Source organism: Methylococcus sp. EFPC2 (assembly GCF_016925495.1).
Lineage (GTDB): Bacteria > Pseudomonadota > Gammaproteobacteria > Methylococcales > Methylococcaceae > EFPC2.
This window is the reverse complement of sequence record NZ_CP070491.1, coordinates 3,147,949-3,162,523: the sequence shown is the minus strand read 5'-3', so window position 1 is coordinate 3,162,523 and position 14,575 is coordinate 3,147,949. Positions and strand designations below refer to the sequence as shown.

At 61.7% G+C, this 14,575-nt stretch carries 15 protein-coding genes; 10 read left to right on the top strand and 5 right to left on the bottom strand.

Annotated elements, in window-relative coordinates; translation table 11 throughout:
* The first annotated feature begins 4 nt into the window (after positions 1–4).
* The 5 genes from JWZ97_RS13540 to msbA are packed head-to-tail and all read left to right on the top strand — an operon-like array spanning position 5 to position 6,379.
* Complete coding sequence (locus JWZ97_RS13540; protein WP_205430155.1) at positions 5–1,051, top strand: glycosyltransferase family 9 protein; 1,047 nt, start codon at positions 5–7, stop codon at positions 1,049–1,051.
* Positions 1,048–2,169: a glycosyltransferase gene (locus tag JWZ97_RS13535; protein ID WP_205430153.1), complete on the top strand. Its 1,122-nt coding sequence runs from the start codon at positions 1,048–1,050 to the stop codon at positions 2,167–2,169. Before JWZ97_RS13540 ends, JWZ97_RS13535 begins: the two co-directional genes overlap by 4 nt.
* A complete protein-coding gene (locus tag JWZ97_RS13530) occupies positions 2,166–3,467 on the top strand; it encodes an O-antigen ligase (protein ID WP_205430151.1) in 1,302 nt (433 codons plus the stop codon). The genes JWZ97_RS13535 and JWZ97_RS13530 overlap by 4 nt, the downstream gene beginning before the upstream one ends.
* A gap of 30 nt (positions 3,468–3,497) precedes the next feature.
* Entirely contained in the window at positions 3,498–4,553 is a 1,056-nt protein-coding gene (locus JWZ97_RS13525) for a polysialyltransferase family glycosyltransferase (RefSeq protein WP_205430148.1), read from the top strand.
* A gap of 53 nt (positions 4,554–4,606) precedes the next feature.
* The gene (gene msbA / locus JWZ97_RS13520) at positions 4,607–6,379 is read left to right on the top strand and encodes a lipid A export permease/ATP-binding protein MsbA (protein WP_205430146.1); all 1,773 of its coding nucleotides are present in this window, start codon (positions 4,607–4,609) and stop codon (positions 6,377–6,379) included.
* 47 nt (positions 6,380–6,426) lie between these two features.
* Here the strand turns inward: msbA and JWZ97_RS13515 are convergent, their stop codons facing one another.
* The gene (locus JWZ97_RS13515) at positions 6,427–6,576 is read right to left on the bottom strand and encodes a hypothetical protein (RefSeq protein WP_205430143.1); all 150 of its coding nucleotides are present in this window, start codon (positions 6,574–6,576) and stop codon (positions 6,427–6,429) included.
* A gap of 115 nt (positions 6,577–6,691) precedes the next feature.
* Between JWZ97_RS13515 and JWZ97_RS13510 the strand changes: the two genes are divergently transcribed.
* Both JWZ97_RS13510 and JWZ97_RS13505 read left to right on the top strand, forming a co-directional pair.
* Positions 6,692–7,273, top strand: a complete 582-nt coding sequence (locus tag JWZ97_RS13510) for a LexA family transcriptional regulator (protein ID WP_205430141.1) — start codon at positions 6,692–6,694, stop codon at positions 7,271–7,273.
* A gap of 66 nt (positions 7,274–7,339) precedes the next feature.
* Positions 7,340–7,798, top strand: coding sequence for an EVE domain-containing protein (locus tag JWZ97_RS13505; protein ID WP_205430136.1), 459 nt, complete (start codon positions 7,340–7,342; stop codon positions 7,796–7,798).
* A gap of 10 nt (positions 7,799–7,808) precedes the next feature.
* On the opposite strand, the gene JWZ97_RS13500 is transcribed toward JWZ97_RS13505, so the two are convergent.
* From JWZ97_RS13500 to msrA, 4 genes are all read right to left on the bottom strand, one after another.
* A complete protein-coding gene (locus JWZ97_RS13500; RefSeq protein ID WP_205430133.1) occupies positions 7,809–8,357 on the bottom strand; it encodes a response regulator transcription factor in 549 nt (182 codons plus the stop codon).
* Positions 8,354–9,700, bottom strand: a complete 1,347-nt coding sequence (locus tag JWZ97_RS13495; RefSeq protein WP_240342349.1) for an ATP-binding protein — start codon at positions 9,698–9,700, stop codon at positions 8,354–8,356. The genes JWZ97_RS13500 and JWZ97_RS13495 overlap by 4 nt, the downstream gene beginning before the upstream one ends.
* A 411-nt stretch (positions 9,701–10,111) precedes the next feature.
* Complete coding sequence (locus tag JWZ97_RS13490) at positions 10,112–10,903, bottom strand: M48 family metallopeptidase (protein WP_205430131.1); 792 nt, start codon at positions 10,901–10,903, stop codon at positions 10,112–10,114.
* 69 nt (positions 10,904–10,972) lie between these two features.
* On the bottom strand, positions 10,973–11,542 hold the full coding sequence (gene msrA, locus JWZ97_RS13485) for a peptide-methionine (S)-S-oxide reductase MsrA (protein ID WP_371822626.1): 570 nt from the start codon (positions 11,540–11,542) through the stop codon (positions 10,973–10,975).
* 151 nt (positions 11,543–11,693) lie between these two features.
* On the opposite strand from msrA, the gene hslO reads away from it, so the two are divergent.
* The 3 genes from hslO to gap all read left to right on the top strand — a co-directional run bounded on the left by hslO (position 11,694) and on the right by gap (position 14,574).
* Positions 11,694–12,560, top strand: coding sequence for an Hsp33 family molecular chaperone HslO (gene hslO, locus JWZ97_RS13480; protein WP_205430127.1), 867 nt, complete (start codon positions 11,694–11,696; stop codon positions 12,558–12,560).
* A 36-nt stretch (positions 12,561–12,596) separates the two neighbouring features.
* Positions 12,597–13,244: a response regulator transcription factor gene (locus JWZ97_RS13475; protein ID WP_205430120.1), complete on the top strand. Its 648-nt coding sequence runs from the start codon at positions 12,597–12,599 to the stop codon at positions 13,242–13,244.
* A 319-nt stretch (positions 13,245–13,563) separates the two neighbouring features.
* Positions 13,564–14,574: a type I glyceraldehyde-3-phosphate dehydrogenase gene (gap, locus tag JWZ97_RS13470; RefSeq protein WP_205430119.1), complete on the top strand. Its 1,011-nt coding sequence runs from the start codon at positions 13,564–13,566 to the stop codon at positions 14,572–14,574.
* Position 14,575 lies beyond the last annotated feature (1 nt).

Genomic DNA, 14,575 nt, shown 5'->3' with positions numbered 1-14,575 from the left:
TACCATGAATGCTCCGCGCAATATCCTCATCGTCCGCCTCAGTGCCATCGGCGACGTCATTCTGGCGTCCGGACTCATACCCGCGCTGCGTCGGGCTTACCCCCACGCGCGCTTGAGCTGGATGACCGAGGAGGCCAATGTCCCGCTGCTCGTCCACAATCCGCGCCTCGATCGCGTGATCGCCTGGCCGCGCCGCCACTGGCGGCAGTTGCGCGAGCGGGGCCAATACCGACAATGGTTGGGCGAGAGCCGCTCCCTGATCGGCTCGTTGCGGGCCGAACATTATGACCTGGTGCTGGATCTTCAGGGTTTGCTGAAAAGCGGCGTCTGGGCCTGGCTGAGCGGCGGCGCCGTGCGCGTCGGCCTGGGCTCGCGCGAGGGCAGCCAGTGGCTGATGACCCGCGTGGTCGACCGCCGCTGCGACAGCCCGAAGATCGGCAAGGAATACCGCAAGCTGGCGGAGGCCTTGGGGCTGGACGCCGGGGATTTCGCCATGGACATCGTGCCCGGGCCGGAAGACGAAAAACAGGCGGGCGACTTGCTGAAGGCCCACGCGGGCGCCGGCTCCTATGCCGTCATCGCCCCTTTCACCACGCGGCCGCAGAAACACTGGTTCGACGAGCGCTGGGTCGAACTGGCTGGCCGGCTGCGAGACGACCTGGGCCTTACCGTGCTCATGCTGGGCGGGCCGGGGGACAAGGAGCACGCCGCTGCGATCGCCTCCCAAGTGCCAGGCCTGGTCAACCTGGCCGGACACACCGGCTTGGGGCAGTGCGCCGCCATCGTGGAAAAAGCCGCTCTGGCGATAGGCGTCGATACAGGCCTGACCCACCTGGGCATCGCCATGAAGACTCCGACCCTGGCCCTGTTCGGCTCCACCCGGCCTTACCTGGATACCGGCGTCGCGAACGCCAAGGTGCTGTACGAAGCCATGGACTGCTCGCCCTGTCGGCGGCGGCCCACCTGCCACGGCGAGTTCCACTGCATGAAATCGCATACGGTCGAGCGCGTCCTGCACGAAGCCAAACTTCTGCTGGAGGCCGGCAGTTGAAGGTTCTGCACGTCGAGATGGGGCGCTATCTCTACGGCGGCGCGCGCCAGGTCGCCTATCTGCTGGACGGGTTGGCGCAATATCCGGGCGAGCATGTCTTGGCATGTGCCCAAGGTGCCGAAATCGCCGGCGCGATCCGCAACCCGGCCGTCAAGGTCTGTCCGTTGAAGTTCAAGGGCGACCTGGACCTCGGCTTCATCCCCCGTCTGCGCCAGCTCATACGCTTGGAAAAGCCCGATTTGCTGCATATCCACAGCCGCCGCGGCGACATGCTGGGCGCTTGGGCGGGCTGGCTGGAGAACCGGCCCATGATACACAGCCGGCGGGTTGACAATCCGCCGGGCCGCTTCGATCTGCGCCGCAAGTTTCCCTTGTTCCGGACCATCGTGACCATTTCGGAAGGTATACGGCAGGTGCTGCTGCAGGCCGGCGTCCCGGCCGAGAAGGTCCGCTGCATTCCCAGCGCCGTGGATACCGAGCTTTATCGTCCGGAATGCGATAAGGCTTCCTTCCTAGCCGAATTCGGGCTGCGCGGCGGCAGTCCCGTCCTTGCGACGGTCGCGCAACTGATACCGCGCAAGGGTCACACGGTGCTCTTCGATGCCTTGCCGGCCGTGTTGGCCCGACATCCCGATGTGCAGGTACTGATATTCGGCCAGGGGCCCCTGCAGGAGGAACTGCAGCGCAGCGTGCGCGAGCGGGGCCTGGATGCCACGGTCAGATTCGCGGGTTTTCGCTCCGACCTTCCCCGGATCATGCCTTGTTTCGATATCCTGGTGCATCCGGCCTGGATGGAAGGTTTGGGCGTATCCTTGCTGGAGGCCGCCGCCTGCGGGGTCCCCATCGTCGCCTGCAGAGCCGGAGGCATACCCGAGGCGGTACGCGACGGCGTCAACGGCTATCTGGTCGAACCGGGCGACAGCCGGGGTTTGGCCGAGGCGCTGTTGAAGCTGCTGGACAAGCCAGATCGCGGAAGGTCATATGGGGCCGAGGGAAGAAGCCTGGTGTTGCAACATTATTCCATCGCCCGCATGGTGCGGGACAACGACCGGACTTACCGGGAGATTCTTGATCTATCCGGCGGCGCGAAGCCGCCCCACCCACAGAACAGGGCATGAACGATACTTTGTCGCCGGCGGTGACCGCCGCGCATCACGCCGCCGAACCGGCCTGGGTTACTCGCTGTGAATGGGCCGCGCTGGGTGGTTTCTCGCTGGGCCTCGCTTTGTCCAAGGCCCTGGCCAACGTGTCGCTCGCTCTGTTGGCCGCGCCTTTCCTTTGGCACCTGATCCATCATCGGGCACGCCTGTGGGCGGACCCGATGGTCCGCATCGGCGCCGCCTGGGTCGTTTATGTCACTGTCCTGGGCGTGATCGAATTCTATCTGCTGGATCTGAAAAAGCTGCCGTCTTTCATCGAGGTCTACGGTTACGCCTTCATTCCCCTGTTCGCCGCAGCCTTACAGGGCCGGGCGGAGCGGGTGCGCATCAGCCTGCTGCTGGCACTTGCGGGCTTGTCGATCAAGATCCTCCTGGACGGTCACTGGTTCGAACCGGGGCCGATCTTCGATTATGCAAATTGGCAAAAGGCTCTGGGTGTCAACCGCAACAACACCGCACCGCTGATCGACGCCGGGCTCCTGGGGCTGATCCTGTGGCTCAACGAGCAGAGGAGCGCGCTGTTCCGCCGGCCCGGGGTGGCCACGGTCGCCCTGTTGCCGGTGCTGGGACTGCTGCTTTACGTCTGGGTGACCTTGTCTTCCCGGGCTTCGTGGATATCCACCGTGGCTGCCGTACTGCTTGCCCTGGCCTGTCTGTATGTCCGGCGGGCAGAGGGGCCGGCGGGTCAGTTGCGAACGCTGGTCGGGACGCTGGCGGTGGTCGCCGTTCTGGTCGGATACGGCTTCGGGCCGGCGATGTTCGCGCGACTCACCGATGAATCGGATACCTGGCAGGCACTCCTCTCCGGCGACTGGCAGCATGTGCCCTTGAGTTCTCTCGGGACCCGCTTTCGCTTGGCCCATATCGGCCTGGATTATTTTTTCCAGCGCCCCTTGACCGGCTGGGGGCCCAACGTCAAGGAATTGATTGCCATCAATACCCTTTATCCCGAATCGTCCGACAACGTGCAGTTGCACAACGGCATGGTGGAACTGCTGGTGCGCACCGGCCTCATAGGCGTGGCATTTTATGCCGCGGCAGCCCTCGTCGTTTATCGGGCGGCGCGGGAGCTGCCAACCATTTTGCCGCACGGAACGGCGCTATTCGCGGGCCTGATGGGCACGTTCGCCATCATCGTCCTGAATAATTTCTCCATCAGCCTCATCTATTTTCAGCACGGCTGGCAGTTGATCCTATTCGCGGGCGGCCTTGCCTACGGGCATCGATACCGCTTCGACGCACCGCAAAAAGTCTGAAAGATGTCTCGCGAACCCGATATCAAAGTCATGCCTCCAAGCGGCGAGTTTCATGCCCAAGTCAACGTGTACTGCGTGGCGTCGCCCTTGCACTACCTGGCGGTGAAACGGATCGCCAAGGATTTCGAGCGCGAGGGGCGGCAAGTCCTGCTTTATTACCAGCGCGGCGTGGAAGCCATCGTGCGCAAAGAGGATTGGGACGCCGTTTATTTCCTGCCCTGGCCGCGCAAGAGGCCGCTGCCCGGCCTCTTCGGGCAGCATCGCCGCCTGCTGGAAAATCTGCGTAATGTCGCAGCACTGGTGGGGCCTTGCGATGTCATCCACCTGCATGCCCCAGTGTTCGACGCCGAGGGCACCAACTATTTCCTGCGCGGTTTGCCACGGTTGACCGGTGCGACCAAGCTGTCGGCCCGCATATTGCCGGATGGTCTCATCAGCATCCGCCGTTATCCCCTGAGTCTTTGGAAGCACTTCACCCATTTCGTGCGCAAGGCGCGCCGCCTGGTATCGCCGGAGCTGGATTACTGGTGCTTCTCCGGGGACCGCATCGGTTCGGACGCCCCTTTCGTGGATCGCATCTACACGTTGCCGGGACTGCCGCACGAATACCCGGCCGATAAAGTCGTGGTGCTGCCGCCCCTGGTCGAGCCGTCCGGCGATGCGACCCGCTCGTCCGGCCCGCGCGCCCTGGTCATCGGCCAGCCCTTGACCGGCAATAGCCTGCTCGCCGAGGCGGACCTGCCGCGCCTGACCGAGCGCATCCACCGCTGGCTGGCGGATCGGGGCGTGGAGATGGTCGATTACAAGGGCCATCCCAGGGACCCGCGCCTGGAGCTAAAGCAGTCCGGCGACACATTGTTGACCCTCGACGAGCCCATCGAAAGTTACATGAGTCACACGCATTACGATTTCGTCGTCGGCGTGCGCTCGTCGGCCTTGTTGTTCGCGCGGCAGATCTACGGACCGGATACCCGCGTGGCAGCCTTTGGCTGGGATCTCGTCCAGTTCAAGTCTGACCGGGAGCGCGAGGATATGGCGCAGGTTTTCTCCCAGGTCGGCGTCGAAATGCTGCCGTCGGTGGACTGAGCCTTAACGTCGTAAGCGTCCCGTTCTTAAGCAATATCTTCAAACCTACTCGCATGCCCCGTTCCCAGTCTTCCCCCACCGAAATCGACGGCTTCGCCATCTACAGGCGCCTTTTGCAATACAGCCGCCCCTATTGGAAGGTGTTTTCGGTTTCGGTCGTCGCGATGATCGTCTATTCCATGCTGGGGCCGGCGTTCGCCAAGTTGCTCCAGCCGCTGATAGACGGCAGTTTCATCGACCAGGACCCGGAAATCCTGCGCGCGGCGCCTTACATCCTTATCGCGCTTTCGCTGGTGCGCGGAGTTACCGGATATGCCGGCGAATATTGCTCCGGCTGGGTCGGGCGCCGCATCGTGGCCGACATGCGGCGTAAGCTGTTCGACCAATTGCTCAATCTGCCCAGCGGCTTCTTCGACAAGGCCTCCTCGGGCGAACTGCTGTCCAAGCTGCTCTACAACACCGAACAGGTCGCCAATGCGATGACCGTAGGCCTGGTCAACATGCTCAAGGACGGCCTCAGCATGATAGGCCTGACCGCCTTGATGATGTACGAGAACATCCAGCTTTCCCTGATCTTCCTGGTCGTGGCGCCTCTGCTCGGCTTCAGCATCCGCAAGATCTCCAAGCGTTTCCGCCGCATCAGCATGCGCATCCAGGAATCCATGGGCAGCGTGGGGCACGTGACCCAGGAGGTGATCGACGCCCAGCGCATCGTCAAGGTATTCAACGGCAAGTCTTATGAAACGGAAAAATTCGGCAAGGAAAACGAGCGCAACCAGAAGCGCCAGATGAAGCTGATCGCGACCGACGCCATGAGCGGCGCGGTCATCCAGTTCATTTACATGTGCGGCTTCGCGGCGATCTTGTTCGTGATCTCCATCGATTCGGTGCGCGCCGGCATCACGCCCGGCAGCCTGATCTCATTCGTCGCCGCGATGGCCATGATGCAGAGTCCGGTCAAACGCTTCACCAATTCGCTGGGCAACATACAGCGCGGCATCGCGGCCGGCGACAGCATCTTCCGCATGCTGGATCTGGAGCGCGAGATCGACACCGGCTCGCTGGAACTGGACACCGTCCAAGGCCGCATCGAGTACCGCGACATCGTCCTCGCCTACGGCGAACGGGCGGAGAAGGCGCTGGACGGTGTCAGCCTGGAGGTGCCGGCCGGGCGGACCATCGCCCTGGTGGGGCAGTCCGGTAGCGGCAAGACCTCGCTGATCCGCCTGTTGCCCAGGCTGTACGAGCCCACCACGGGCCGCATATACATCGATGGTCGCGACATCCGCGAATTCAGTCTGGACAACCTGCGCAGCCATATCGCCTATGTCGGCCAGGAAGTCACCCTGTTCAACGATACGGTGGCCAGCAACATCGCCTACGGTTCCCGCGGGGCCGTCACTCCGGAGCAGATCCGCGAAGCCGCCAGGGCGGCCTATGCCTTGTCGTTCATCGAGGAACTGCCGCAGGGCTTCGATACCCAGGTCGGCCAGCACGGCGTGGTGCTGTCCGGCGGCCAGCGCCAGCGCATCGCCATCGCCCGCGCCCTGCTGAAGAACGCACCCATCCTGATCCTGGACGAGGCGACCTCGGCCTTGGACGCCGAGTCCGAGCGCTACGTGCAGCAGGCCCTGGAAGCGCTGATGCGAAACCGCACCACCCTGGTTATCGCACACCGCCTGTCGACCATACACAACGCCGACCGCATCTTCGTCATGCGCGAGGGCCGCATCGTCGAACAAGGCAGCCACGCGGAATTGCTGGCCGCCAACGGCTATTACACCGAGCTCAACCGCATGCAGTTCCACACGGCCGCGGCGGCCTGATGCCGGCCACCGAGCGGACCGGTGAGCGCGTCCCACATTTACATGACCTAGGCCGCGCCGCGCCGCAAGAACGTCGGCACGTCGTAATTGACGCCGTTGTCCCATACCGGGCGCACCGGGCCCAGGGGCTGAGGCGACAGGGAGGCACGGAAAGCGCGGAGGGCGGAAAGCATGGCTAGGGGAATACGCTGCAACATGGATCTACTCCGGTATGATGTGAGGGGCGGGGTGCCGGCCTCGGCGGAGGCTGCTCCCCGGTACGGTTTGATTGTTGTACAATAATCCAAAAACCGCAAGCCTGGAGAATTCCCGATGTCCGAACCCACCTCTTCCCCGCGCGGCGGCAAGCGAGCCGGCGCCGGGCGTAAACCAGGCACGGGCAGTTATAGCGAGCCTACCGAATTGATCCGCGTGCCGGTGTCCCTGTTGCCCGTGGTGCGCGCCTGGTTGGCGGGCCGTATGAAAACCCCGCCTCCCGACGCGCGTTTGCCTTCGCTGTCGCACCGGGAACAGCATCTCCCGCTGTTCGGTTCGCGGGTGCCGGCGGGCTTGCCTTCCCCGGCCGACGATCATCTGGAAGACAGTATCGATCTGCATGAGGAGCTGATCCATCATCCGGCCGCAACCTTTTTTGTGCGGGTGCAAGGCGAGTCCATGACAGGGGCCGGGATTTTCGACGGCGATCTGCTGGTGATCGATCGCGCACTGGAGCCCAAGCCGGGGGCGGTCGTGGTTGCCGTGGTGGACGGCGAACTGACCGTGAAACGACTCAAGGTCGAAAACGGGCGCATCTGGCTGATGCCGGAAAATCCCGCCTTTCGGCCGCTGGAAATCCGCGACGGGATGGATTTGGTCATCTGGGGTGTGGTCAAGCACACCGTCCGCTCGTTTTAACGAAATCGCGTCGATGGCGTCGCGGGCCGGCGCCGGGGCAGCATCAGTAAACACAGAGGGGTTGATATGAAATTCTGGCTCATGAAGTCGGAGCCCGGCGAGTTCGGCATCGACGACCTGGAAAAGCGGCCGGGGCAGACCGAGCATTGGGACGGGGTGCGCAACTACCAGGCGCGCAACATGATGAGGGACGAGATGCAGCCCGGGGACCAGGTGCTGTTCTACCATTCCAACTGCGAGACGCCGGGCGTGGTGGGTATCGCCCGGGTGGCGCGCTCCGCTTATCCGGATCATACGGCCTTCGACCCGAATGACAAACATTACGACCCGGCGAGCGACCCGGCCAAGCCGCGCTGGTTCATGGTGGACGTTCAGTTCGTGCGCAAGCTCGAGCGCACGATTTCATTGAGCGAATTGAAGGATCGTCCAGAATTGGAGGGCTTGGCCTTGGTCCGCCGCGGCAATCGGCTGTCCGTTATGCCGGTCAGCGAGGGTCAATGGCAATTCATCCTGAGCCTCGAATAGCGCTAGAGTCTCAATCCTTGACCGGCCGTTTTTCCAACTTGCGCTGCAGGGTGCGGCGGTGCATGCCTAAGGCGCGGGCTGCGGCGGAGATATTGCCTAAATGCTCCACCAGCACTTTCTGCAGGTGTTCCCATTCCAGGCGCTTGACCGACAAGGGTTTTTCCTTGATTTCGACGCGGTCGTCGCCGGTTTCCTTGTGGAAGGCGGCGACGATTTCGTCGGCATCGGCCGGTTTGGTCAGGTAATGGATGGCGCCGAGTTTGATGGCTTCCACGGCAGTGGCGATGCTGGCATAACCCGTCAGGATGACGATGCGGGTGTTGCCGTCCAACTCCACCAGACGCTTGACCAGGGCGAGCCCGGAATCGAAGCCGATACGTAGGTCGACCACCGCGTATTCCGGCTCTATCTTCTCGGCCAAGGCAATACCGCTCTCGACATCATGGGCGACGTGTACTTCATAGTGGCGGTTGGCCAAGGCTTGTTCCAGCACCATGCAATAGGTTTCGTCGTCGTCCACCAAGAGCAGGCGCGGATGTTCCGAAATGTCTGTGCTCATAGCTGTTCACCTGAACCCGCCAGCGGCAGGGTGATACGGGTTAAAGTACCGGTGTGATTGGGGCGGTCCAGCATTTCGATCTGCCCGCCCAGTCGTTCGATGGTGGAAAAAGCCAGAAATAGGCCCACGCCCAAACCGTGCTCCTTGCTGGAAACTGGAGCCTTGCCCAGGTTGGCGGAAACGGTGGGGGCGATGCCGGGCCCCTCATCCAAGATTTCGAGGATGACCTGGTCTCTTTGCCAGCGAGCCCGGAACTCGATGCCTTCCGGCGAAACCTCGGCGGCGTTGTTGAGTATGTTGACCAGGGCATGAGTGAGGGTCCGTTCGGCGAGTATGGACGGCGGCGGCTTGACGCCTTGGGCGTAGACCTCCAGTTTCACCTTGATGCGCTGCAGTTTCCAGCTCTCAACCACTTCATCGATATAACGCGGCAAAGGCATCACGTGGCCCGATTCCGCCCGCAATTCGCCGGCGGAGGCCGACATGACGGAAAGCGCCTCCTTGCAGCGGTTGACCTGCTCCCGGAGGATGCGCATTTTCTTGACCAGGACGTCCGAGTCGGACTCTTCGTATTCGCGTTCCAGTTCGCGGATCAATATGGCCATGGTGCCCAGGGGCGTTCCCATCTCGTGGGCGGCCCCGGCGGCCAGTGTGCCCAGTGCCACGACGCGCTCGTTGCGCAGGGCCTGCTCCCTCACTTCGGAAAGCTTGCGCTCGCGTTCGCGCAGGGTGTCGGCCATGCCAACGACGAAATAGGCTACCAGGACCGCGCTGAATACGAAGCCGAACCACATGCCGAACACGTGCAATTGGATGTCGTGATGCTCCATCATCAGGTGCAAGTGGGCGGGTGCATCGTCCGCCAAGGTCATGGGGACGATCTTGGGCAAGGGTTCGTAAAACCCCATCAGCGCCGTGTAGCATGAGGAGGCGAACACCACCATATACCAGGTGAAGGCTTGCGGCAGGACGGTGGCGGCGATGATCAGGGGGAGCAGAAAGAACCAGGCGATGGGGTTGGTGGCACCACCGGTGTAATAAAGGATGGCGGTAATCGTGAGTACATCACAGCCGAGTTGGGCAAACAGCTCGATATCGGTGACCGGGCGCTCGTCGCTCAGGCGCAGCCAGGTGTACCAGTTGAGCAGCCCCCCCACCGTAATGATGCCGGTCAAAGCGGCTTGGTGAAGCTGAATGTCCAGGCCGTAGACGCTGATCAATACGGTCAGTATCTCCGCGAGTAGCATCAGGTTACGCAGCACGAAGAGCCAGCGCAGATTCTTGCGCGCCGAGTTATCGGTGGCGTAGGAAAAGGGGATATTGGGCAGGGGCTCCATATTCATGGATCGATTCTAGCAATTAAGGTCGTCGTGGGTGCCGCGGCAATTTGTCACATTATGCGACCTTCCCGCGGTGTAAGGTCTTGCGCCCGGTTTTTCGCGGCGGCCCATCGCAGCCGGATTCCGACGGGAATTGTGCGCTGATTTTCCTATTTATTTTTAGAGGGGCGTTTTATCCCGCTTCCATATTTTTTCGCTTAGGAGTTGACACGCGCGACAATTTGCCACATTCCTGAGCCTATTTTCCCCTGCTAGTATTGATACCAACTTGCAGGGTTAACCCAGTCAAGTGACTGACGCACGAGCTGTGTGTTCAAATCCTCCTCTTTGATATGCAGGGTTTTTTAACCCTGCATCTCTTTTTCCGCCGCCCGGAAAAATCTCCAGTCCATCATTCACCGAGCCGAGTCGGCCTTACCGTGTGCGTAAATCGTCGCAGCGGGGGACCAGTCCGTTGGCCTGCGCTTGCCGGCTCAGCGCCGTGGCATTCGGGATGCGGCGCTGCAAATCCTGCATGCGGGTCGCGTGAGACGGGTGGGTCGAGAGAAATTCCACGGGCTGAGCGCCTGACACCTTATCCATGTTCTGCCACAGGGCCAGACTCTGTGACGGGTCGAATCCCGCCCGCGCCATCAGGTCCAGGCCCAGCAAATCCGCTTCGCTTTCCTGCAAACGGTTGTAAGGCATCAGGATGCCGTACTCGGCTCCGACGCCCAGCAGTCCCATCAGCGCCTGGCCGGTAGGCGAAACCGGGTCGGCGACAGCCTGAACCGCACTCAAGCCCTGTTTCAGCGCGAGTTCCTGAGACACTCGTTCATTGGTGTGGCGGGACAGTACATGGGCGATTTCGTGGGCGATGACCGTGGCCAATTCGTGTTGATTGGTGGCCACCGCCAATATGCCGCTGTGTACGCCCAGTTTGCCCCCGGGTAGTGCGAAAGCGTTGGGTGACGGATCCTGGAATACGGCGATTTCCCACTGCCCGCCGACCTGCCGTACCACGGCTTCCGCCACGCAAGTCACGTAGGCGTTGGTGCGGCTATCCCGCTCCAAGGCCTGGTTGCGTTTGAGGTTCACGAAGGCCTGATCGCCCATGACCGCCATTTGCTCGTCCGGCAGCACGGCGAACTGCGTGCGACCCAATGGACTGGTGGCGCAGCCAGCAAGGGCAAGCAGTCCTAAGAGGGGAAAAATCGATAGACGCATGGAATTCGGTAGATTCTGAAGGAAAGACCGATCATAGCGATGCCCTTGCCCGGCTTCAAATCGACCGGCTCAGAATCCCGGGCAGGGGATGTCCAGTCCACCCAGGCCGCAGTAGCCGTTCGGGTTTTTCGCCAGGTATTGCTGATGATAGGGCTCGGCGTAGTAAAAGCGGGGTGCCGGACCGATTTCCGTGGTGATGGCGCCCAGGTCGGCCTGATGCAGCGAGACCTGAAACGCTTGCCGGGAGGCTTTCGCCGCCGCGAGTTGCGCTTCGCCGTAGGCATAGATGGCTGAGCGGTATTGGGTACCGATGTCGTTACCCTGCCGCATGCCCTGGGTCGGATCGTGGCTCTCCCAGAACAGGCGCAGCAAGGACTCGTAGGAAATGATCGCCGGATCGAACAGCAGCCATACGACTTCGGCATGGCCGGTTAGACCGCTGCACACTTCCTGATAGGTCGGGTTCGGCGTCAAGCCGCCAGCATAGCCCACGGCCGTCAGATAGACGCCCTGCTGGCGCCAGAACAGGCGCTCCGCACCCCAGAAACAGCCGAGGCCGAACATCGCTTGTTCCAGATTATCGGGCCATGGGGGCAGCATCCGATGTCCGGAAACCGCATGAAGCTCCGGTACCGGCATGGGCTCTGCTCGCCCCGGCAGGGCCAGCGAGGGGTCGGGCATACTCAAATGCTTCACGGGCATATCCTCCAAGTCGGCGGGGTAAAGCAATCGGGGCGGCGAAAACGTCTTATAATCCGCCGCCTCGTTCGAACTTTCCATGCCTGATTAAATGAGCGAACAAGACAGTTTTCGGCGTTTCACCTTCGAGAATATCGGCGTACGCGGCGAATGGGTGCATCTGGATGCGAACTGGCAGTCCGTGCTGGAGCGCCACCCCTATCCCCCGGTCGTCGCCAAACAGCTAGGACAAGCGCTGGCCGCCGTGGTTCTGCTATCGGCCACCATCAAGTTCGAAGGGTCGCTCATATTGCAGGTGCAAGGCCAGGGTCCACTGCATACTCTGGTGGCCCAATGTACCCATGAACGCACCATCCGGGGATTGGCGCAATGGGGAGCGGAGGTGCCGGATGCCTCGCTGGCCGAGGTGTTTGGCCCCGGACGACTGGTCCTCACCGTCAAACAGGAAGGTGCGGAGCCCTATCAAGGCATCGTCGGCCTGGAAGGGGACAGTCTGGCGCACGCCTTACAAAGCTATTTCAGCCAGTCGGAACAATTGGCCACCCGGCTGTGGCTGGCGGCCGACGGCAAGCGGGTCGCCGGCCTGTTTATCCAGGAGCTCCCCTCGCAGCACGGCAGCCGCGACGACTGGAACCGCATCGCCCTGCTGGCCGACACCGTGTCTGAATGCGAGTTGCTCCAACTGCCGGGCGAAGCCCTTTTGTATCGCTTGTTCCACGAAGAAGAGGTCAGACTCTACCCGCCGGAGCCCGTGGCATTCCGTTGCGGCTGTTCGCGCGACAAGATTTCGTCGGTGCTGCGTGGCTTAGGTCGCGAGGAACTGGAAGCGATATTGAGCGAGCAAGGAAAAATTGAGGTGAACTGCGAGTTTTGCAACCTCCACTATCTGTTCGATGCCGTCGATGTCCACGCCTTGCTTGCGGATTCGGTCGTACTTGCCCCGAACGCCCGCCATTGAGGGGTTGAGACGCCCGCTTGGGGATAATCCACAATCGTGAGCGCGCAACCGAACGTATTGTTGGTCGACGATCACGCGGTCGTGCGCGCCGGCTTCCGCCTGCTGCTCTCGCAGTCCGGGCGTGTAGCCGAAATCCGCGAAGTCGAGCGCGGGGAAGAGGCCTGCCAGCACTACGCCAGCTTCGGTGCCGACGTCATCGTGATGGATCTCAGCCTTCCCGGTATAGGTGGCCTGGCTACCATACGCCGTATCTGCGCCCGCGACCCGCGCGCCCGCATCCTGGCCTGCAGCATGCATAATGAAGCGGTCTATGTGACGCGCGCCATCGAGGCCGGCGCGCGCGGCTATGTCAGCAAAAGCTCGGCACCGGACATATTGCTCGAAGCCGTGCTGCAAATCGCCGCGGGCGAAATCTATTTCAGCGCCGACGTCGCCCGCGCCGCGGGTGCAGAGCTGCTCGCCCGGAGCGATCGGACCGACGAGCTAAATACCTTGTCGGCTCGGGAGTTCGATATATTCATGCGGCTCGCTCAAGGTCTTACCACCCGCGAAGTCGCCGATGAACTGTGTCTGAGCTACAAAACCGTCGCTAACTACACCACGCTACTCAAGACCAAGCTCGGCGCCCAGACATCGGCCGAGCTGGCCCGGTTGGCTTACCGTTGCGGCGTCTTAAAAGGCTGACAACGAGTCAGCGCTTGCTGCTGGCGTCACCGACTGATGTCCTGGTCCATCGGGGCTTGAACATGCATAAATCGTCGTGCCGAAGGCGCATCAAAAAGCCTGCCCGCTATGGGCGAGCGCTGGACGGTTCGGGTGCGAGTTGCTATATTCCAAGCGAGCGAAATCCGCTGCAACGCCCGATTTTGGCGGGCTCCCGCCACCGACCGATCTCTTCGTCGACGAAACACCAACCTGAAACGGGTGCACATACCTAGCAGCGCGGGCCTGATCTGGACCACACATCACCAATAACAATATTTAAACACTACGGAGCAAGGCTATGACGATCAAAATCGCAATCAATGGCTATGGCCGCATCGGCCGCAACGTTCTGCGCGCCGTGTACGAATCCGGCCGCAAGGATGTTCAGATCGTGGCCATCAACGATCTGGGTGATGCCAACATCAATGCCCACCTGACCCGCCACGACACGGTGCACGGCCCGTTCCACGGGACCGTCGAGATCGATGGCGGCGATTTGATCGTCAACGGCGACCGCATCAAGGTTTTTTCCGAGCGCGATCCCGCCAAGCTGCCTTGGGCCGCGCTGGGCGTCGACGTGGTACTTGAATCCACCGGTGTTTTCCGCACCAAGGCCAAGTGCCAGCCGCACATAGACGCCGGAGCCAAGAAAGTCATCATATCGGCCCCGGCCGACAAGAACGAGGCCGACGCGACCATCGTCTATGGCGTCAACCACCATGTGCTGAAATCCACCGACACGGTGATTTCCAACGCGTCATGCACTACCAACTGCCTGGCGCCGCTGGTCAAGCCTTTGGCCGATAAACTGGGCCTGGTTTCCGGCCTGATGACCACCATACATTCCTACACCAACGATCAGGTGTTGACCGACGTTTATCACAAGGATCTTTATCGCGCCCGCGCCGCCGCGTTGAACATGATCCCGACCAAGACCGGGGCAGCCCAGGCGGTGGGTCTGGTGCTGCCGGAGTTGAACGGCAAGCTGTCCGGCTTCGCCATCCGCGTTCCAACACCCAACGTGTCGGTGGTGGACCTGACTTTCATCGCCGGACGGGAAACCAGCAAGGACGAGGTCAACGCCATTATGAAGGAAGCCTCCGAAGGCGAACTCAAGGGCATCCTGGGCTACAACACCCAGCCTTTGGTTTCCAGCGATTTCAATCACACCACCACTTCGTCCAATTTCGATGCGACGCAGACGAACGTCATCGGCAACTTGGTTAAGGTGCTGGCCTGGTACGACAACGAATGGGGTTTTTCGAACCGCATGTTGGATACCACGGTTGCGCTGGTGAACGCGAAATAGC